At 31.6% G+C, this 19643-nt stretch carries 19 protein-coding genes, 2 tRNA genes and 2 pseudogenes; 15 read left to right on the forward strand and 8 right to left on the reverse strand.

Annotated features, from left to right (window positions below; all coding sequences use genetic code 11):
- Positions 1-39 precede the first annotated feature (39 nt).
- A tRNA-Ile gene (locus FBF22_RS06220) sits at positions 40-116 on the forward strand.
- Between the two features lie 107 nt (positions 117-223).
- On the opposite strand, the gene FBF22_RS06225 is transcribed toward FBF22_RS06220, so the two are convergent.
- Positions 224-299 (reverse strand) — tRNA-Phe (locus tag FBF22_RS06225).
- Positions 300-438: 139 nt separating this feature from the next.
- On the opposite strand from FBF22_RS06225, the gene FBF22_RS06230 reads away from it, so the two are divergent.
- Both FBF22_RS06230 and FBF22_RS06235 read left to right on the forward strand, forming a co-directional pair.
- Complete coding sequence (locus FBF22_RS06230; protein ID WP_002884343.1) at positions 439-1782, forward strand: TrkH family potassium uptake protein; 1344 nt, start codon at positions 439-441, stop codon at positions 1780-1782.
- Between the two features lie 10 nt (positions 1783-1792).
- Positions 1793-2443 (forward strand): TrkA family potassium uptake protein, encoded by a 651-nt coding sequence (locus FBF22_RS06235; RefSeq protein WP_002884341.1) that lies wholly within the window; start codon positions 1793-1795, stop codon positions 2441-2443.
- Here the strand turns inward: FBF22_RS06235 and FBF22_RS06240 are convergent.
- From FBF22_RS06240 to gltX, 4 genes are read right to left on the reverse strand one after another with little or no spacing between them, the layout of a single operon-like run.
- On the reverse strand, positions 2440-3111 hold the full coding sequence (locus tag FBF22_RS06240) for a menaquinone biosynthetic enzyme MqnA/MqnD family protein (RefSeq protein WP_002857885.1): 672 nt from the start codon (positions 3109-3111) through the stop codon (positions 2440-2442). The two genes, FBF22_RS06235 and FBF22_RS06240, sit on opposite strands and share 4 nt — an antisense overlap.
- A 5-nt stretch (positions 3112-3116) precedes the next feature.
- Positions 3117-3743 (reverse strand): uracil phosphoribosyltransferase, encoded by a 627-nt coding sequence (upp, locus tag FBF22_RS06245; protein ID WP_002831283.1) that lies wholly within the window; start codon positions 3741-3743, stop codon positions 3117-3119.
- A complete protein-coding gene (locus FBF22_RS06250; RefSeq protein WP_002859330.1) occupies positions 3740-4975 on the reverse strand; it encodes a malic enzyme-like NAD(P)-binding protein in 1236 nt (411 codons plus the stop codon). Before FBF22_RS06250 ends, upp begins: the two co-directional genes overlap by 4 nt.
- 1 nt (position 4976) lies before the next feature.
- Positions 4977-6368, reverse strand: coding sequence for a glutamate--tRNA ligase (gene gltX, locus FBF22_RS06255; RefSeq protein ID WP_002884340.1), 1392 nt, complete (start codon positions 6366-6368; stop codon positions 4977-4979).
- A gap of 64 nt (positions 6369-6432) precedes the next feature.
- Between gltX and salC the strand changes: the two genes are divergently transcribed.
- Positions 6433-7248 carry a peptidylprolyl isomerase SalC gene (gene salC, locus FBF22_RS06260; protein ID WP_002853648.1) on the forward strand — a complete coding sequence of 272 codons (816 nt, stop codon included), beginning with the start codon at positions 6433-6435 and terminating at the stop codon, positions 7246-7248.
- A 36-nt stretch (positions 7249-7284) separates the two neighbouring features.
- On the opposite strand, the gene FBF22_RS06265 is transcribed toward salC, so the two are convergent.
- Together FBF22_RS06265 and accB are read right to left on the reverse strand one after the other, a co-directional pair.
- A complete protein-coding gene (locus FBF22_RS06265) occupies positions 7285-8616 on the reverse strand; it encodes an acetyl-CoA carboxylase biotin carboxylase subunit (protein ID WP_002884339.1) in 1332 nt (443 codons plus the stop codon).
- A 1-nt stretch (position 8617) separates the two neighbouring features.
- Entirely contained in the window at positions 8618-9073 is a 456-nt protein-coding gene (accB, locus tag FBF22_RS06270; RefSeq protein WP_002853623.1) for an acetyl-CoA carboxylase biotin carboxyl carrier protein, read from the reverse strand.
- A 147-nt stretch (positions 9074-9220) separates the two neighbouring features.
- Here accB and dcd point away from each other — a divergent pair, with 147 nt between their 5' ends.
- The 11 genes and pseudogenes from dcd (at position 9221) to FBF22_RS06325 (ending at position 18410) form a co-directional block, all read left to right on the forward strand.
- Positions 9221-9781 carry a dCTP deaminase gene (gene dcd / locus FBF22_RS06275; protein WP_002859334.1) on the forward strand — a complete coding sequence of 187 codons (561 nt, stop codon included), beginning with the start codon at positions 9221-9223 and terminating at the stop codon, positions 9779-9781.
- A 48-nt stretch (positions 9782-9829) separates the two neighbouring features.
- Positions 9830-10834 (forward strand): UDP-N-acetylglucosamine 4,6-dehydratase (inverting), encoded by a 1005-nt coding sequence (gene pseB, locus FBF22_RS06280; RefSeq protein ID WP_002859335.1) that lies wholly within the window; start codon positions 9830-9832, stop codon positions 10832-10834.
- A 1-nt stretch (position 10835) separates the two neighbouring features.
- Positions 10836-11966 carry a UDP-4-amino-4,6-dideoxy-N-acetyl-beta-L-altrosamine transaminase gene (pseC, locus tag FBF22_RS06285; protein ID WP_002884338.1) on the forward strand — a complete coding sequence of 377 codons (1131 nt, stop codon included), beginning with the start codon at positions 10836-10838 and terminating at the stop codon, positions 11964-11966.
- Positions 11959-13271, forward strand: a pseudogene (locus tag FBF22_RS06290) (DUF4910 domain-containing protein). Before pseC ends, FBF22_RS06290 begins: the two are co-directional and overlap by 8 nt.
- Positions 13268-14053, forward strand: coding sequence for an AAC(3) family N-acetyltransferase (locus tag FBF22_RS06295; protein WP_002884337.1), 786 nt, complete (start codon positions 13268-13270; stop codon positions 14051-14053). Before FBF22_RS06290 ends, FBF22_RS06295 begins: the two are co-directional and overlap by 4 nt.
- The gene (locus FBF22_RS06300; RefSeq protein WP_032585015.1) at positions 14050-14280 is read left to right on the forward strand and encodes an acyl carrier protein; all 231 of its coding nucleotides are present in this window, start codon (positions 14050-14052) and stop codon (positions 14278-14280) included. The genes FBF22_RS06295 and FBF22_RS06300 overlap by 4 nt, the downstream gene beginning before the upstream one ends.
- A complete protein-coding gene (locus FBF22_RS06305) occupies positions 14277-15170 on the forward strand; it encodes a class I SAM-dependent methyltransferase (protein ID WP_002826596.1) in 894 nt (297 codons plus the stop codon). The genes FBF22_RS06300 and FBF22_RS06305 overlap by 4 nt, the downstream gene beginning before the upstream one ends.
- Entirely contained in the window at positions 15163-15579 is a 417-nt protein-coding gene (locus FBF22_RS06310) for a VOC family protein (RefSeq protein ID WP_002791673.1), read from the forward strand. The genes FBF22_RS06305 and FBF22_RS06310 overlap by 8 nt, the downstream gene beginning before the upstream one ends.
- Positions 15576-17138: an HAD family hydrolase gene (locus FBF22_RS06315; RefSeq protein WP_002834160.1), complete on the forward strand. Its 1563-nt coding sequence runs from the start codon at positions 15576-15578 to the stop codon at positions 17136-17138. The genes FBF22_RS06310 and FBF22_RS06315 overlap by 4 nt, the downstream gene beginning before the upstream one ends.
- Positions 17128-18189, forward strand: a complete 1062-nt coding sequence (locus FBF22_RS06320) for a beta-ketoacyl-ACP synthase III (protein WP_002810160.1) — start codon at positions 17128-17130, stop codon at positions 18187-18189. The genes FBF22_RS06315 and FBF22_RS06320 overlap by 11 nt, the downstream gene beginning before the upstream one ends.
- Entirely contained in the window at positions 18189-18410 is a 222-nt protein-coding gene (locus tag FBF22_RS06325; RefSeq protein WP_002789840.1) for an acyl carrier protein, read from the forward strand. Before FBF22_RS06320 ends, FBF22_RS06325 begins: the two co-directional genes overlap by 1 nt.
- Before the next feature lie 13 nt (positions 18411-18423).
- Here the strand turns inward: FBF22_RS06325 and FBF22_RS08555 are convergent.
- Positions 18424-19642 (reverse strand): annotated as a pseudogene (locus FBF22_RS08555) (DUF2920 family protein).
- Position 19643: the final 1 nt, after the last annotated feature.

The following is a 19643-nucleotide window of genomic DNA, read 5'->3' on the forward strand; positions in this document are numbered from 1 at the left end:
TTAATAAGATATAATTTTATCTTTTAATTCAACTTAGGCGGATTTATAGCTCAGTTGGTTAGAGCAACCGGCTCATAACCGGTTGGTCGCAGGTTCGAGTCCTGCTAAATCCACCATTCTACATATAAGCTATAGACTCTTTCTTTAAAAAATAACTTTTAGTTCTTTAAATATTTCAATCTTATATAAAAAAGTATGTGATGTGATTTTTTGAAAGATAAAGTGGTGGTTAGAGGCAGAATCGAACTGCCGACACGCAGATTTTCAGTCTGCTGCTCTACCGACTGAGCTATCCAACCACAATGTTTGATAAAGTAAAAATGTAATTGTATCTTTTTTTCTTTAATTTAAGTTTAAATACAAAAATAAAATTTTATTTCCCTTAAAGTTTTAATAAGATAGAATACCCGCTTTAGATCATTATCAAATGGAAATTTTTTGAAACAATTTGGACTAGATAGACGAACTTTTAAAATTTTACTAGCTGGTTATATTATTATTGCATTGTTTGGGGCTTTATTGCTACATTCAAGCTGGGCACATACAACTCCTATTGATTTTTTGGATGCCTTTTTTACAAGCACATCTGCTGTTAGTATGACAGGATTAGTAGTTAAGAACACTGCGGTTGATTTTACCTTAGCAGGACAAATTATTATCTTAGCTTTGGTGCAAATTGGAGGCTTGGGATATATGGGTATAGGTTTATTTGTTTATATACTCATACGCAAAAAAGTTGGTTTTAGTGCAAGAAATTTACTAAAAGAGTCTTTATTTTATCCATCAATGGATGGTTTATTTAAATTTTTTAAAAAGGTTTTGCTGTTCATTTTTACTATAGAATTGATAGGCGCTATACTTCTCACCATGCGTTTTACCCTTGAAATGAATTTTAAAAAAGCTTTATGGTTTGGAATTTTTCATTCTATTAGCGCTTTTAATAATTCTGGATTTACTATATTTGAACATGGACTTATAGCTTATAAACATGATATAGCAATTAATCTTATTATCACTTCTTTGATTATTATTGGAGGGCTTGGATATTTTGTTTTGGTTGAATTATACTTTTTTCAAAGAAAAAAATTGCAAAATTTAAGCCTACATACAAAAATGGTTGTTGTTGCAAGTATTTTTCTTATTTTCTCTTCAACGCTTATTATTTTTGCTTTTGAATACTCAAATCCTCAAACTATAGGACATTTTTCATTTTTTGATAAAATTTTAAGCTCATATTTTATCGCTATTAATTACCGCACAGCAGGATTTAATACTTTAGATATGGGACATTTGCATGATGCAAGCTTATTTTTTGGATCATTGTTTATGGTTATTGGTGGTGCACCAGGTGGAACAGCTGGGGGTATGAAAGTAACAACTGTAATGGTTTTATTGCTCTATGCTTATTGGAGTATCCGCGATGGAAGAGTTAGAATTTTTGGACATGAAATTCCAAGAGAAACTATATCTAAAGCTTTTATTATAGCTGTAGGTTCAGCTGTTTATATAGTAATAGCTGTTATTTTGCTTTCCTTGCTAGAGTCAAAATTTGATTTTATAGCCTTGCTTTTTGAAACTTCTTCGGCTTTTGCAACCGTAGGAATTTCAGTAGGAAATGGTGGAACTTTATCTTTATGCGCTTTGTTTAGTGATCCTAGCAAGGTGATTATCATCATTATGATGCTAAGTGGTAGGATAGGTGTTTTTGCTTTTTTACTCTCGGTATTCAAACAAGACAAAGCTATTCATTTAAAATTCCCTGAAGGAAAGGTTAATTTATAAAGGTAAAATCGTGAAAAATCTTAATTATGGAATCATAGGACTTGGAAAATTTGGATCAGTTGTAGCAGATGAACTCATTGCTGGAGGTCATACTGTTATCGTTGCGGATAAAGATGAGGAAGCTTTAAAAAGTATACAAAATCCTCCAAGTTATGCTTATATTTTAGATTCTACAAATATTTCAGCCCTAAAAGAAGCAGGCTTTCATGATGTTGAAGTTGTTATTGTTAGCATAGGAGAAAATGTTGAAAAATCAATCCTTACTCTTATGGCGCTTAAAGATATAGGTGTTAAAAATATCATTGCTAAAGCAACCTCTAATATCCATGGTCAAATTCTTTCTAAGTTAGGTGCAACAAAGGTTATTTATCCTGAAAAAGAAAGTGCTAAAAGACTAGTAAAAGAATTTTTAACTAAAGATGCTGATTATGAAGTTTTTGATCTTTCAGCAAATACTATACGAGCTATTAAGATCAGTATAGATGAAAAATTAGCAGGAAATTCTTTAAAACATGTAGCACAAAATATGAAAGTGATTTCTTATAAAAAATTAAATAGTGACTGGGAAATACTACCTGATTTAGAAACCACGACAGTTTATAGTGGAGATGTCGTAATACTCCTTGGAACAGTTAAAGAACTTAGAGAATTTGAACACTAAGCAAGATTTAAAGCCTTACAAGCCTTTACAAAACGCTTTAAGGCTGTTTTTTCTTTGGTAGAAATTTTATGATATATAACTTCATCTAAATAATATCTAACATCTTTTATATCTAAATCCCTTGTTTTGGCATAATTTTGCAGTATATAATAAGGAATTTTAATCTTTGTTTTTGGAAATTTTTTCAAAATTTGTTTATATAAAGCTTTTTTTTGCACACAAGAAAATCTAGCAAAAACAAAAGGCAATCCTGTTTTTTCGTGCCATTTTGCACATAAATCGATATATTTAGAAGGATCTTTTAGATAAAGCTTTAAAGCCTTATCACCTATAATTACTTTTCCATCTTGTTTTAATACTTTAGCCAGAGCGTTTGAAGTTGCTGAACTTGGATCTTTGGCATTTGATGTATTTTTTTCTACTAATACACTTAAAACTCTTTTATTAGCACAAATACCCAAATCTAAATTTTTATATTTTTTTCTAGCACTTTCTATGCTTGAAATGATAGCTGCATCAATTCTTCTATAAAATAAATCTTTATTTAGCTTACTTGGAACTCCTTTTTTATACTCCATACTTGCTTTATAACCATTAGGTAGGGGATATTTCTTAAGATATATATGTAAAGGTAAAAGATTAATATAATCAATTTTTCCAAAAATCATCTCTTTTAAAGAGTGTTAAACACTCTATCTCCTGCATCTCCAAGCCCTGGGATAATATAACCTTTTTCATTTAAACCTTCATCAATACAAGCCACAAAAACTTCTACATCATCATGCATTTGGCTAAATTTTTTCAAACCTTGTGGAGCAGCAAGTATGGATATAAATTTTATTTTTTTAACTCCTTGGCTTTTTAAAAAATTACAAGCCTCTATAGCAGTCCCACCTGTAGCAAACATAGGATCTATAACAATAGCAGTGCGTTTTTTTGCATCTTTGGGAAGTTTTTGAAAATAAAAATCCGCCTTTAAAGTTTCTTCATTTCTCACAAACCCCAAAAACCCAACACTTGCATCAGGAATCATCTTAAAAACACTTTCAAGCATTCCTAATGCAGCCCTTAAAATAGGACAAATCATAATCTTTTCATCAAGTTTTTTTACTGTAGTTTTTTGTATAGGTGTTGAAATTTCAATTTCTTTTAAAGAAAAATCTTTACTCGCTTCAAAAAGCAAAAAAGATGAAATTTCATCGATTAACATACGAAATTGAAAGGGCTTTGTCTCTTTAGCCCTTAAAATTCCTAATTTATGTTCGATCAATGGATGATTGATGCAATGAATATTTTTCATTTTAAGCTTTCAAAATAAGCTTTCTCATCAAAATTTTTCACCTTAGCCACACCATCTTTTACCGCAGCTGCTGCTACAGCTGTACTTACTGCAGCTTTTACTCTTTCATCAAAAGGTTTTGGTATAACATAATCTCTTCCAAATTCTAAAGTGCTTAAATTATAAGCTTTTTTAACCGCATCGCTTACAGGAAGTTTTGCAAGATCTGCTAATGCTTTAGCAGCCGCTACTTTCATATTTTCAGTGATTTTACTTGCACGCACATCTAAAGCCCCACGGAAAATAAAAGGAAAACCTAAAACATTATTGATTTGATTTGGATAATCACTTCTTCCTGTTCCTACAATCGCATCTTTTCTAAGTCTAGCTACATCTTCAGGCATCACTTCAGGAATAGGATTTGCCAAAGCAAAAATCACAGGATCTTTTGCCATGCTTAAAACCATTTCATCATCAAGAATTTTTGGTGCACTAAGTCCTAGGAAAACATCAGCTCCTTTTAAAACTTCTTTTAAAGTCTTTTCCTTAGAATCAACAGCAAATTCAAGCTTTTGAGGAGTTAAATCATTTCTATCTTTAGAAATCACTCCTTTGCTATCTACTAAAATAATATTTTCGACCCCTAAATTTCTATACATTTTAGCACTTGCTATACCTGCAGCACCTGCGCCACTTACAACCACCTTAATGTCTTTAAATTTTTTACCACTTATTTCCATAGCATTCATAAGTCCCGCAGTTGAAATAATAGCCGTTCCATGTTGATCATCATGCATTACAGGAATTCCTAAATCTTGCAAAGCCGCTTCAATTTCAAAACATTTTGGCGCAGCAATATCTTCTAAATTGATCCCGCCCACAGTTGGAGCCAAAGACTTGCAAAAATTTACAATCTCTTCTATACTATGAACATCAATTTCTATATCATAAGCATTGACATTTGCAAATTTTTTAAACAAACAAGCCTTACCTTCCATAACAGGTTTTGAAGCCTGTGCTCCTATGTTTCCAAGTCCTAAAACAGCAGAACCATCACTAACTATAGCTACTAAATTAGCCTTATTTGTATAAGTATAAGCAAGCTCATTATCTTTAGCGATTTCAAGGCAAGGTTCTGCAACTCCTGGGCTATACGCCAAAGATAGATCATGGCTTGTAGCCATTGGCTTACTTGGTACAATATCAATTTTCCCACCTAAATGGTATTTTAAAGCTTCTTCTTTTAAATTCATTTTATTTTCCTCTAACTTTTAAAAAATTTTCTATTCTTTTTTTGCACTCATCAACCTCTAAAAATTCTAATACTTCAAAAATACTAGGACTTACCGCACTCCCTGTTAAAGCTATGCGTATAGGCTGAGCCAAATCTTTTAACTTTGCTTCTTTTTTTTCTAAAAAATCATTTGTAAAATCTTCAAAATCTTTACCTGTTTTTTGATCTTTAAGTGTATTAGCAAATGCTTGGAGCAATTCTAAATTATTTTTGTTAATAAATTTTTGTACTGCATTTTCATCATAATTTTGCGGCGCATTAACTATACTTTTTGCACCATTGATAATATCATGCAAGGTTTTTGCACGCTCTCTTAATAAATCAAGTAAAAATCCTGCCTTTTTATAAACAGATAAATCAAAGCCAAGATCCTTAAGCTGACGGTTAATCTCTTCAAAAGGCAAAGTTTTAATATAATGAGCGTTAAGCCATTCAAGCTTTTTAGCATTATAACAAGATGCGCTTTTATTAATATGATAAGGATCAAAAAGTTTTTTCAAATCTTCTAATGAAAAAACCTCATCATCACCATGGCTCCAACCTAAACGCACAAGAAAATTAAGCAAAGCTTGAGGTAAAATTCCCATTTCTTTGTATTCCATAACATCAGTTGCCCCATGTCTTTTTGAAAGCTTTTTACCATCTTCTCCATGTATCATAGCCACATGAAAAAAATTAGGAATTTTAAAACCCAATGCCTCATAAAGCACAATTTGTTTAGGAGTATTTGAAAGATGATCATCTCCGCGAATCACATCACTTACCCCCATTAAAGCATCATCAATAACAACAGTAAAATTATAAGTTGGAGTTCCATCACTTCTTGCAATGATAAAATCATCCATTATATCCTCTGCTTTAAATCTCACCTCGCCTTTAACCCCATCTTTAAAAACAATCTCACCGCTTTGAGGTGCTTTAATACGCACAACAGGCTCTATACCCTGAGGTGGCGTGCCTGTAAATTCTCTATATCTTCCATCATATCTTGGGCGCTCTTTGGCAGCTTCTTGCTTGGCGCGCAATTCTTCTAATTCTTCTTTACTCATATAACAATAATACGCCTTGCCTTCATCTAAAAGCTTTTTAACATATTCTTTATAAAGATCAAAACGCTCTGATTGGTAAGTTACTTCTCCATCATGTTCTAAACCGCACCATTTAAAAGCTTCGATAATTGCTTTAGTAGCTTCTTTGGAATTTCTTTTTAAATCCGTATCTTCGATACGAAGTAAAAAATTTCCACCATTTTTTCTAGCGTATAAATAATTATAAAGAGCTGTTCTAAGTCCACCTATGTGCAAATACCCTGTTGGGCTTGGAGCAAAACGCGTTGTAAGTTTTTCGTGCATTTTTTGCCTTTTCTTAAATTTTTATTGATATAATGCGATATTTATACTTAAATAAAGGTTTGAAATGAAAAAAATTTTATTAAGTTTTGCATTTTTTGCAAGTTTAGCTAGTGCAAATACCATTAATGCTATAGCTGTAGTTGTAGATAAAGAGCCTATCACAACTTATGATATAGATCAAACTATGAAAGCACTTAAAATTGATAGAAATAAAGCTTTAGGCGTACTCATCAATGAAAAAATGGAAATTTCACAAATGAAACAACTAGGTATTGTAGTCAATGATCTAGAGCTTGATGATGCTATAAATAAAATGCTTGCTCAAAACAAAACGACTTTAAATGCTTTCAAAGCAAATTTAAAATCCAAAAATCAAAGCTATGAACAATTTCGTGCAAATTTTAAAAAAGACTTAGAAAAAAGAAAGCTTTATGAAAAAATCGCAAGTATGGCAAAAACTGATTTTAGTGATGATGGAGCAAAAAAATTTTTCGAACAAAATAAAGATAAATTCACTTTTTATACACAAATTAATGCAAATATTTATCTATCAAACAATCCTCAAACTTTAGAAAATATCAAAAATACAAAAAAAACAATCCTTAAACCACAAAATGCATCTTTAAACACAAGTAATGCCGATCCAAGACTTTTAGGGCTTTTATCACAAATTCCTGTTGGAGGCTTTTCCCCTGTTTTAAATGGAAAAAATGGCTATGAACTCTATGAAGTTAAAAGCAAAGATGGGGCACAAACTCCTGAATATGAACAAGTTAAAAATGAAGTTTTAAACGCTTATGTAAGCGAACAAAGACAAAATTTCATACAGGATTATTTTGATAAACTCCGCTCTAAAATCAATATAGAATATTTAAGATAAAAATTACAATTAAAATTTCCCTTTAATAGGGAAATTTTAATGTCTTGCAAGATAATTTGTATCGTAATTATTATTAATAAAATCAGGATTTTCCATCATAGAAAGATGAAAATCTTTGGTTGTTTTTATCCCACTTATAAGCAACTCATCTAAAGCTACTCTCATTTTTGCAATAGCTTTATTACGATCTTCTGCCCAAACTACAAGTTTACCTATCATAGAATCATAATAAGGAGGCACGCTATAGTCTTGATAACAATGACTTTCCATTCTTACATTGCGTCCTGCTGGTGGAATGTATTTAGTAATCTTACCTGGACTTGGCAAGAAAGTTTTGGAATCTTCGGCTGTGATTCTACATTCTATAGAATGCCCATTTAATTTAATACTTTCTTGAGATGGTAAAGCATAACCTTCTGCTACTTTAATCATTTGTTCTATGATATCAATCCCACTTACCATTTCACTTACACAGTGTTCAACTTGCAAACGCGTATTCATTTCTATAAAATAAAAATCCAAATTTTTATCTACTAAAAACTCAAAAGTTCCCGCACCTTCATATCCTATAGCTTTAGCTGCCTTAATAGCAGTTTCATGAAGCCTAGTGCGTGTTTTTTCATCAAGCAAAATCGCAGGGGATTCTTCTATAAGTTTTTGATGGCGTCTTTGCATAGAACAATCTCTTTCGCCCACATGAATCACATTGCCAAAACTATCTCCTATAACCTGCACTTCTATATGGCGTGGATTTTGTATGTATTTTTCCATATACATAGTTCCATCGCCAAATGCTGTCATAGCCTCGCTTTCAGCTGACCAATACGCTTTTTCAAGATCTTTTTCATTTTCAACCACACGCATACCACGACCACCACCACCTGCAGCTGCTTTTAAAATCACAGGATAACCTATTTCTTTGGCAAGTTTTTTAGCTGCTTCAGCTCCTGCCAAAGCCCCATCGCTTCCTGGGATAACAGGTACGCCTGCTCTTTGCATGACTTGTTTTGCTTTTGATTTATCACTCATTAAATTCATAGCTTCCACAGAAGGACCTATAAATTTGATGTTATGTTTAGCACAAATTTCAACAAAATTTTGATTTTCACTTAAAAATCCGTATCCTGGAAAAATCGCATCTGCTTCAGCAATTTCAGCTGCTGTAATAATAGCTGGGATATTTAAATAGCTTTCAGAACTTCTTGCTTTGCCTATACAAATGCTTGCATCAGCGTATTTTAAATACAAAGCATCTTTATCTGCTTCAGAGTACACACAAATTGCTTTTTTACCCATTTCTTTAATCGTTCTTAAAGCACGCAGTGCTATTTCTCCACGATTAGCAATTAATATGCTTTTGATTTCCATTTTATAATTTCTCCACCGCAAATAAAGGCATTCCAAATTCTACAGGCTGACCATCAGCAACTAAAATTTCAGCGATCCTACAATCAAATTCCGCTTCAATTTCATTCATGATTTTCATCGCTTCGATAATAGCTATAGTATCGCCTTTTTTAACCGTACTACCTACTTTTACAAAAGGTGCTGCACCTGGACTTGGAGCTTGATAGAAAGTTCCTACCATAGGGCTGTTTATACTTGGTTTGTTTGATTTTACACTTTGACTAGGTTGAGCTTCGTTTACAACGCTTACATTGATAGGTTGTGGAGCTGGAACTGGAGGACAAACAGGAGCTGGAACATCGCAGCACATATCTCTTTCAAGTTCTATTTCAAAACCATCTTGTTCTTTGATCTTAATTTTACTAATATTTGCTTCAGCAAAAAGGTTTACTAACTCTTTAATTTCTTCTTTTGTCATAAAATTCTCCTACAAAATTTAAGAACTTAACCTTGTATTATATAAAAAAACTTGAAATTTAACTTTAAAAAAGAAAAAAATCATAAAAAATATAGATTTTTTAGGTTATAATCCTTACAAACAATTACAAATATTAAAAGGTTAAAAATGGGCTTAAAAGCGGATAATTGGATAAGAAAAATGGCATTAGAACACAAGATGATCGAACCATTTTGCGAAGCAAATATAGGAAAAGGTGTGGTAAGCTATGGACTTTCAAGCTATGGTTATGATATACGCGTAGGACGTGAGTTTAAAATTTTTACCAATGTTAATTCAACTGTAGTGGATCCAAAAAATTTCGTAGAAGAAAATGTAGTAGATTTTGAAGGTGATGTATGTATAGTTCCTGCAAATTCTTTTACCCTAGCTAGAACTATAGAGTATTTTAAAATGCCTGATGATGTCTTAGCTATTTGTCTTGGCAAAAGCACTTATGCAAGATGTGGTATCATCGTCAATGTTACCCCTTTTGAACCAGGTTTTGAAGGACATATTACTATAGAAATTTCAAATACTACGCCTTTACCTGCAAAAATTTATGCTAATGAAGGCATAGCACAAGTGTTGTTTTTACAAGGTGATGAAAAATGTGACACCACTTATAAAGATAAAAAAGGCAAGTATCAAGCTCAAACGGGCATAACCTTGCCAAGAATTTTAAAATAGGAACACTTGTTGCTTTAATTTTAAAAAACTTAAGCAAAGGAAGGCAAAATGTTTAACAAAAAAAATATCTTAATCACAGGCGGAACAGGCTCTTTTGGAAAAACCTATACTAAGGTTTTGCTAGAAAATTATAAACCTAATAAAATCATCATTTATTCTCGTGATGAGCTTAAACAATTTGAAATGGCAAGCGTTTTTAACGCTTCTTGCATGCGTTATTTCATAGGAGATGTAAGAGACAAAGAGCGTTTAAGCACTGCTATGCGTGATGTGGATTTTGTTATACATGCTGCTGCGATGAAGCATGTGCCTATTGCTGAATATAACCCTATGGAATGTATAAAAACAAACATCCACGGCGCGCAAAATGTCATAGATGCTTGTTTTGAAAATGGGGTTAAAAAATGTATCGCTCTTAGTACAGATAAGGCTTGCAATCCTGTAAATTTATACGGTGCAACCAAACTTGCAAGCGATAAGCTTTTTGTCGCTGCAAACAACATAGCAGGTAACAAGCAAACACGCTTTGGTGTTACAAGATATGGCAATGTTGTAGGTTCAAGAGGTTCAGTGGTGCCTTTCTTTAAAAAACTCATCAGCGAAGGGGCTAAAGAACTTCCTATCACCGATACGAGAATGACTCGTTTTTGGATCAGCCTTGAAGATGGAGTAAAATTTGTACTGAGTAATTTTGAAAGAATGCATGGAGGAGAAATCTTTATCCCTAAAATTCCTTCGATGAAAATCACCGATCTAGCCCATGCTCTAGCTCCTAATTTAAGCCATAAAATCATAGGCATAAGAGCAGGAGAAAAACTACATGAAATCATGATTTCAAGCGATGATAGTCATTTAACCTATGAATTTGAAAACTACTATGCCATAAGCCCTAGCATTAAACTTGTAGATAAAGATAATGACTTTAGTATCAATGCCCTAGGCGAAAAAGGACAAAAGGTAAAAGATGGTTTTTCTTATAGTTCGGATAATAATCCTTTATGGACAAGCGAAAAAGAACTTTTAGAAATCATCAATCACACCGAAGGTTTTTAAAATGCTTACTTATTCTCATCAAAACATCGATCAAAGCGATATAGATGCGCTTACAAAAGCTTTAAAAGATGAAATTTTAACAGGGGGTAAAAAGGTAGATGAATTTGAAGAAGCTCTTTGTGAATATGTGGGCGTAAAACACGCTTGTGTATTAAACTCAGCCACTTCAGCCCTTCATCTTGCCTATACAGCACTAGGCATCAAAGAAAAAATCGTTTTAACCACTCCTTTAACCTTCGCTGCTACGGCTAATGCGGCCTTAATAGCTGGAGCTAAGGTAGAGTTTATCGACATTAAAAACGATGGCAATATTGATGAAAAAAAACTAGAAGCAAGACTTTTAAAAGATAGTAAAAATATAGGAGCTATTAGCGTGGTGGATTTTGGGGGAAATAGCGTTGAAATAGATGAAATTTCAAGCCTTGCTAAAAAATACAATATCCCTTTAATCGATGATGCAAGCCATGCTTTAGGTGCTTTGTATAAAAGTGAAAAAGTAGGAAAAAAAGCCGATCTTTCTATATTTTCTTTTCACCCTGTTAAGCCTATCACTACTTTTGAAGGTGGGGCTGTGGTGAGTGATAATGAAGAGCTTATCACCAAAATCAAGCTTTTAAGAAGCCATGGTATTGTTAAAAAAAGGCTTTGGGATAGCGATATGGTAGAACTTGGCTATAATTACCGCTTAAGTGATGTTGCTTGTGCTTTAGGGATAAACCAGCTTAAAAAACTCGATCATAATCTTGAAAAAAGAGAAGAAATCGCAAGTTTTTACGATAAAGAATTTGAAAAAAATCCGTATTTTTCCACGATAAAAATCAAAGGCTATAAAAAAAGTTCAAGACATTTATATCCTATTTTGCTTTTTCCTGAATTTTATTGTCAAAAAGAAGAGCTTTTTGAAAGCTTACTTCATGCAGGAATTGGCGTACAGGTACATTATAAACCAACTTATGAGTTTAGTTTTTATAAAAAACTCTTAGGAGAAATCAGACTCCAAAATGCGGATAATTTTTACAAAGCCGAGCTTAGCATACCTTGTCATCAAGAAATGAATCTAAAAGATGCAAAATTTGTAAAAGATACTTTATTTAGCATTCTTGAAAAAGTTAAAAAGGGATATTGTGAATAAACTAGACTTTAGAAGCCAAGATTTTAGCCAAACTGGAAAGGCTATGTATGAACTAGCTTGCGAACTTTTTCCTATCCCTAGAAGCATCGCAGGGCAAGGTTTTAGAGATAGCTTAGAAATTTTAAATAAAACTCTGGGCGGGGGGGGGGGATACTCAAATTTCACTCTATAAAAAGTGGCACAAAGGTTTTTGACTGGATAGTCCCTGATGAATGGAACGCCAAAGAAGCCTATATCATCACTCCAGAAGGAGAAAAAATTTGTGATTTTAAAAAGCATAATTTACACCTTCTAAATTATAGCGAAGCTATCGATAAAGAAATCGAACTTGAAGAACTTCAAAATCATCTTTACTCCATAGAAGAAATGCCCGATGCTATTCCTTATGTAACGAGTTATTACAAAAGACGTTGGGGATTTTGTCTCACGCATAATGAAAGAAAAAAACTCAAAAAAGGCAAATACAAAGTCTATATCAATGCGAAACATGATGAAAATGGGGTTTTGGATTATGCTGATTTTATCCTACCTAGTACGCAAAATTCAAAAGATGAAATTTTAATTTCAACCTATCTTTGTCATCCTTCCATGGCAAATAATGAGCTTAGTGGTCCTGTGGTGGCTATTTTCCTAGCAAAATGGCTTTTGAGTTTAAAAGAAAGAAAGTATAATTACCGCTTTGTCATCATTCCTGAAACCATAGGCTCTATAGTCTATCTTAGCAAACATTTAGAGCATTTAAAAAAACATGTTAAAGCAGGCTTTGTGCTTTCTTGCTTAGGCGATGATCATGCTTACTCACTCATACACACACCCAAAAAAAACACTCTAAGTGATAAAGTTGCCTTGCATACGCTTAAAAATAAAAAAAATTTCAAAGCTTTTAGTTTTTTAGATCGTGGAAGCGATGAAAGGCAATACAATGCTCCGCTTGTAAATCTTGGCATTGTAGGAGTATGTCGCACAAGATACCTAGAATACGAACAATACCACACCAGCAAAGATGATCTCAATTTTATCTCTGAAAAAGGTTTAATGGGTGGACTTCAAAGCATACAAGAAATGATTTTAAATCTAGAAATCAACGCTGTATATGAAAACACCATAGTATGCGAACCCAATCTTGGCAAAAGAGGACTATATCATACCCTTAGCACTGCCAATGACATTCCTTTAGCTTGTAATTTTCTAGCTTACTGTGATGGAGAGAATGATATCATCGATATAGCCAATATCTTAAATATGCAAGCTTATGAATTTAAAGAACTTTTGAAAAAAATAAAATTTTATGGACTAGTAAAATGAAATATTTTTTAGAACACAATGGCAAAAAATACTCCGATAAGGATTTAATAGATGCTTTTTATCAACTAGGTATAAAAAGGGGTGATATTTTATGCGTACATACAGAACTTATGAAATTTGGCAAAGCTTTGCTTTCTAGAAATGAATTTTTACAGACTATACTCAATTGTTTTTTTGAAGTTATAGGTCAGGAAGGCACTTTGATCATGCCAACCTTTACTTATAGTTTTTGCAAAAATGAAGTTTATGACAAAATAAATTCCAAAACAAAAATGGGAGCATTAAATGAATATTTTCGCAAACAAACAGGAGTAAAACGCACAAACGATCCTATATTTTCTTTTGCTATAAAAGGAGCAAAAGAAGAATTATTTTTAAAAGATACAACAAGTTGTTTTGGGGAAAATTGTGTTTATGAAGTTTTAGCCAAAGAGAATGGAAAATATATAATTTTTGGTTTAAATGAAGGGCACGCTCTAGTTCATTACGCAGAAGAAAAAAATACAACTTTTTGTAGATATTTTAAAAATTTTAAAGGTATTTTAATAAACGAAAAAAGGAAAGAAAAAACAATAACTATTGACTACTACGTTAGAGATTTGCAACAGTCTTATTTATGCGATATTAATAAAATTAATCCTATAATTCAAGAAACGCAAAATTATAAAAAAATAAATTTTGCTAAAAATTTTATAGAAATTTATAATACTAGAGAATATGTTCAAGCAATATGTCAAGCCTTAACCAATGATAAATTAGCCATATATAAGAAAGATCGATAATGAAACAATTTTATGAAATTTTAGAAAATATACTTGAAACCAAAGTAGATGAAAATACAAATTTAAGCATGGAAAACTGCAAGAACTGGACTTCTTTAGCTCATATTGATATCATCATGAGTTTAGAAGAAGAATTTGAAATCAAATTTAGCAAAGAAGATTTAAGTCTCTTAAAATCTCAAAGCGCTTTACTAGAAAAAATTCAAACCCTAAAGGCAGAAAAATGAAAGAAAATATTGAAAAATTATTTCAAGCCATCGCTCAAAAAAATCCTATCCATTCTAAATATCTTAAAAAAATTGAATTTCCACAAGAAGACGAAGAAGAATTTGATAAATTAATTTCTTATTATATTCAAGATGGTATCAGTATAAAAGAACAATGCGATTGTTATTTATTGATCCTTAACGATACTTTAGAAGAAACAAAATTTTTCATAGAAAATGGGGCTTATCGTTATTCTAGCTTTGATGAAGTTAAGGATAAAGTTTATTTTAATGAAAGTTATATGAAACAATACATGATAGGCCTAGCTCTTTCTTCTTTTGTTTGGATAGCTCATATTAAAGTGAGAAAGTATTTTTCGCAATATTTAAAAAATTTTACTCCAAAAACAACTTATTTTGAAATAGGCCCTGGCCATGGAGAATATTTTGCAAGAGCAGTTAAAAGTGGTAAATTTTCCGCCTTTTATGGACTTGATATCTCTCCAACAAGTTGCGAACTTACTCAAAAAATGGTAAAACAACAAGTAGGGGGATTGATTACAAAATGTGATTTTTTATGTCAAGATTTTTTTACTTATGATTTTGATAAAAAAGCTGATTTGATAGTGATTGGAGAAGTGCTAGAACACGTAGAAAAACCTCTTGAATTCCTTAAAAGATCTAAAGAGCTTCTTAGCGATGGAGGGGAAATTTTTGCAACTATTCCTATCAATGCTCCTGCTATTGATCATATTTATTTATTTTCCCATCCTGATGAAGTTAAAGATTTGATAGAAAAATCAGGCTTAAAATTTAAAGCTTATGAATGTTTTATGGCAAATGATTATAGTTTGGAAAAAGCATTGAAATTTAAAAATGCTATCACTATGGCAGTAGTTTTAAATGCTTAATACAACACTCAATTTACCCCTTCATCATATAGGCGTGGCTTGTAAAAATTTAGAAAAAGAAAGGGAATGTTTTTTTAAACTAGGTTTTTATAAAGAATCAGAATTTATAGATGAAAAACAAGGGGTAAGAGGCGAATTTATCATTCCTTGTAATGAAGCATTTCCACAGTATAGATTTGAACTTTTGCAAAATTTAAACGATAAAGGACCACTAGATAGCTATTTGAAAAATAATACCAAAATGTATCATTTAGCCTATGAAAGTAAAAATATCGCCCAAGATTTAATTCTTTTGGAACAACAAGGAGGCATTTGTATTGTTCCTATTATGCAAGCAAGCTATTTTGCTAAACTTTGTTTTATCATGATGCCAAATAGGCTTTTAATCGAACTTGTGGAGCTAAAATGAATCTTTTTTCACCCCATTTAAAACGCAATGAGCTTATAAAATTCGCCAAAGAATTAGACTTTAGCAAAAGTCAAGATCTTCTTATTAATGTCCATAGAAATCATGCTTTTGAAGGAGTGCAAAGTATCATTGCTCCTTTTTTACATTTTGCTAATTTAAGAGCTGAGTTTAATTTCAGCTCTTATGATGATAGCTTGAGTTTTGATAACTTTAAAGAAGCTAGTTTAGAACTTTTATGGCTAGATTTAACCCGCTATAAAAATAATGTGCAAAATTTTATAGAAGAAAGACTTTTAGAACTAAGAAAAATTTCACAAAACCCTATTTTAGTTCTTAGTTTAGGAGAATTTAAAACAGATAAAAAAATTTTAAATTGTGAAATTTTTAACATAGAAAAACTCATAAAAGAGTATTTTGATGAAGAAGATATTTTAGACTTAGCTAAAGAAGAACTTACAGGCTCTAAGCTTAATAATAAAGCCTTGATTTTTTTAGCACAAATTTTAGGACTTAGTCTCATCCCTGCACTCGTAAAACCCGCTCTTAAAGCTCTTGTACTTGATCTTGATAATACCTTGTATCAAGGAATTTTAGGTGAAGAGGGTATAGATAATCTTAATTTAAGTCCTTTGCACAAAACCTTACAAGAAAAAATTAAAACTTTTAAAAAACAAGGCTTTTTACTTGCCCTAGCTTCAAAAAATGAAGAAAAAGACGCAAAAAAACTTTTTGAAACAAGGAAAGATTTTATCTTACAATGGGATGATTTTGATGCTAGAATGATCAATTGGGAACCAAAGGGTGAAAATATCTTAAAAATTGCTAAAAAATTTAATATAAATACTAACGCTATGCTTTTTATAGATGATAATATCGCCGAGCTTGAAAATACCAAATTTACAGGTGTTAAAACACTTTTATGCGATGAAAATATACTTTATAAAATCAAACTTTTTCCTAATCTTTTAAAACTTTCAAATACCAAAGAAGATCAAATTCGTGCCAAAGATATAGCAGCCAATGCTTTAAGAGAAGAGCTTAAAAACTTAAGCGATGAAGAATATTTTCAAAATCTTGAAATCAGCTTAAATTTTAGCAAAAATGATCTGCAAAATATCCCTCGCATTAGCGAACTTTTGGGTAAAACCAATCAATTTATCGCTAATTACACACGCTTAAATCAAGAAAAAGTCGCACAACACATGCAAAAAGAACTCATTGTAAGTGTGAGTATGAGTGATAAATTAAGCGATAGTGGGATTATCGCCATTTTTGTTTTTTCTTGTAAAGAAGGAAATTTATTTATCGATGATCTTTGCATTTCTTGTAGGGCTTTAGGTAGAAAACTTGAAACTAGAATGTTTTTTAAAGCCTTTGAACTAGCTTTACATTTCTTTGATCTTAAAAACAATAATGCAAGGCTTTACTATCAAAAAGGCGAAAGAAATATGCCATTTTTGAGCTTTTTAGAACAAATTTCCAAAGAATTTGAAAAAAACTCAGCCCTTATTCCATTTCAAAATTTAAACTTCAAAGGACTTATAATCCATGAAAACTAGATTTGATAAAGCTAAAATTTCAGGCATTTGCGTAAGCGTACCTGAACATAAAATTTGCATTGATGATGAGTTAGAAAGCGTTTTTTCAAACGATATCAAAACCCTTAAAAGAATGAAAAAAGTCATAGGTTTAAACACGCGTTATATTTGCGATGAAAACACTTGCGTAAGCGATCTTGGAAAACACGCAGCCAATACACTTTTACAAGGTTTAAATATAGATAAAAATAGCCTTGATGCACTCATCGTAGTAACTCAAAGTCCTGATTTTTTCATGCCTTCTACGGCTTGTTATTTACACCAACTTTTAAATTTAAGCTCCAAAACTGTAGCTTTTGATTTAGGGCAAGCTTGTGCAGGGTATTTATACGGCTTATTTGTCGCTCATTCTTTAATACAAAGTGGCTTAGGTAAAATTTTACTCATTTGTGGAGATACTTTAAGCAAATTCATCCACCCTAAAAATATGAATTTAGCTCCTATTTTTGGTGATGGAGTAAGTGCAACTTTAATTGAAAAAACGGATTTTAACGAAGCTTTTTTTGAGCTTGGAAGCGATGGAAAATATTTTGATAAACTCATCATTCCAAAAGGTGCGATGAGAATACCTAAAGCAGATATTTTCAACGATGATTCACTCATGCAAACTGAGGAGTTTAGACAATTAGAAAATCTTTATATGGACGGAGCAAATATTTTCAATATGGCTTTGGAATGCGAACCTAAAAGCTTTAAAGAAATTTTAGAATTTTCTAAAGTAGATGAAAAAGACATTGCTTTTCATCTTTTTCATCAATCCAATGCGTATTTGGTTGATTGCATCAAAGAAGAATTAAAACTTAATGATGATAAAGTTCCTAATTTTATCATGGAAAAATACGCTAATTTAAGCGCTTGTTCACTACCTGCCCTACTTTGCGAACTAGATACTCCAAAAGAATTTAAAGCGAGTTTAAGTGCTTTTGGTGCAGGGCTTAGCTGGGGAAGTGCGGTGTTGAATTTCAAAGATTTATACACAAAAGATATTTTAATTTACACAAAGGAGAAATAATGACAAAAACTGAATTTTTAGAAGAGCTTAAAGAAGCTATGCATAGAGATGAAGACTTAAATGAAGATATGCTACTTGATGATATAGACGAGTGGGATAGTTTGGCTTTTGTATCTGTGATGGTGCTTTATAAAAATCTTTTTACTTTAAAAATCACAGCCGAGGACTTGAAAAATTGTCAAAAAGTAAGTGATTTAATCAATTTAGCAAAGCTTGATTAAAACCTTTAAGGTTTTAATCTTTTATCACTAATTCAAATTTGTCACCCACATCCTTAAATATAAACACTTTATTTCCACAAGGATAAGAGATGGAATTTTCTTGCATGAAAGATTTTCTTCCTTGTAGTTTTTCAAGCATTAAAGGAAGTTCTTTTCTAAATAAGGCTTTGTCAGGTATACCACAACCATGATCTAAATTTTTAATAAATTTTCCATCAATTTTATTTTCATCTATCAAATTTAAGCTTACATCATATCCTAAAATTTTTAATATTTGCATGGTTTGTTGTTTAAAATTGGCAGGCGTTAGAGGATCTTTATCGCTATGATAACTCACATAAATAATATTTTTATTTTTTTGACTTTGCAAAATCAAATGATCCTTATTTAACAATGTTCTAATAAAATAATTTTCATTATTAAAAAAATAAGGTGAATTTTCTTTACGCGTCCAGTGGGTTTTTAGAAAAAAAATAATCCTATTATGTGGAAAATCTTCATAATAATCACCGTAACTATGTTCCATTTCTCTTCCTAAAATATAATTTAAAGGTGGCAAAGCCGAACCCGAATTATCAATCACACCATCCACATACCAAGGAGCTATCTTTGCTATGAGTAAAGATAGGTATCCTCCATAAGACCCCCCCCCCATAAATTTTTGGTAAATCTGCAAATTTTGGAAAGCATTTAACCAAATCTTTTAAAGCATTGATATGATCAATAGCTGCCATAATGCCAAAATTTTGATAATCTCCATTAGGCGGGATAAAAGTTGAAGTAAAATTTAGTTTAAAGTTATGATCGAGTTTATTTTGCATTTTTAAATTTTCTACATGTTTCACTAAAGAATTCGCTAAAAAAAGCGCATTATCATTATTTATTTCACCATAAGAAAAATGAAACTGATTTAATAAATTTTTAATATTTTCAATATCTTCCTCTTGAAAATATTTGTATGCACTATATTTCTCAACATCTGAACGCCTTTGGCAAAAACAATGATAAAAAACATTTATTGTCACTACATCAAAATTTTTAGCAATATAATTTCTATAAGAATCTAAAAAATATATATTTGCATTAGCTCCATAACCTCCTATGACAAAAACTATAGCTTTGAGATCTTTTTCATCATCATAACTTATGCGATATTCAAGCTTACTGGTTCTTTTAATACCTAGTTCTACATCATCACAAGAATCAATTTCAAAGGTTTGGTTTATGAGCATA

Source organism: Campylobacter sp. CFSAN093260, from assembly GCF_012890095.1.
Lineage (GTDB): Bacteria > Campylobacterota > Campylobacteria > Campylobacterales > Campylobacteraceae > Campylobacter_D > Campylobacter_D jejuni.

Bases quoted from the DNA above. Each gene is read 5' to 3' on its own strand.
- FBF22_RS06240 (WP_002857885.1), bottom strand. From the start codon at position 3,111: ATGATTTTTGGAAAAATTGATTATATTAATCTTTTACCTTTACATATA.
- FBF22_RS06305 (WP_002826596.1), top strand. From the start codon at position 14,277: ATGAAAGAAAATATTGAAAAATTATTTCAAGCCATCGCTCAAAAAAAT.
- FBF22_RS06320 (WP_002810160.1), top strand. From the start codon at position 17,128: ATGAAAACTAGATTTGATAAAGCTAAAATTTCAGGCATTTGCGTAAGC.
- pseB (WP_002859335.1), top strand. From the start codon at position 9,830: ATGTTTAACAAAAAAAATATCTTAATCACAGGCGGAACAGGCTCTTTT.
- gltX (WP_002884340.1), bottom strand. From the start codon at position 6,368: ATGCACGAAAAACTTACAACGCGTTTTGCTCCAAGCCCAACAGGGTAT.
- pseC (WP_002884338.1), top strand. From the start codon at position 10,836: ATGCTTACTTATTCTCATCAAAACATCGATCAAAGCGATATAGATGCG.
- FBF22_RS06250 (WP_002859330.1), bottom strand. From the start codon at position 4,975: ATGAATTTAAAAGAAGAAGCTTTAAAATACCATTTAGGTGGGAAAATT.
- FBF22_RS06310 (WP_002791673.1), top strand. From the start codon at position 15,163: ATGCTTAATACAACACTCAATTTACCCCTTCATCATATAGGCGTGGCT.
- FBF22_RS06315 (WP_002834160.1), top strand. From the start codon at position 15,576: ATGAATCTTTTTTCACCCCATTTAAAACGCAATGAGCTTATAAAATTC.
- FBF22_RS06325 (WP_002789840.1), top strand. From the start codon at position 18,189: ATGACAAAAACTGAATTTTTAGAAGAGCTTAAAGAAGCTATGCATAGA.
- FBF22_RS06265 (WP_002884339.1), bottom strand. From the start codon at position 8,616: ATGGAAATCAAAAGCATATTAATTGCTAATCGTGGAGAAATAGCACTG.
- salC (WP_002853648.1), top strand. From the start codon at position 6,433: ATGAAAAAAATTTTATTAAGTTTTGCATTTTTTGCAAGTTTAGCTAGT.
- accB (WP_002853623.1), bottom strand. From the start codon at position 9,073: ATGACAAAAGAAGAAATTAAAGAGTTAGTAAACCTTTTTGCTGAAGCA.
- upp (WP_002831283.1), bottom strand. From the start codon at position 3,743: ATGAAAAATATTCATTGCATCAATCATCCATTGATCGAACATAAATTA.
- FBF22_RS06295 (WP_002884337.1), top strand. From the start codon at position 13,268: ATGAAATATTTTTTAGAACACAATGGCAAAAAATACTCCGATAAGGAT.
- dcd (WP_002859334.1), top strand. From the start codon at position 9,221: ATGGGCTTAAAAGCGGATAATTGGATAAGAAAAATGGCATTAGAACAC.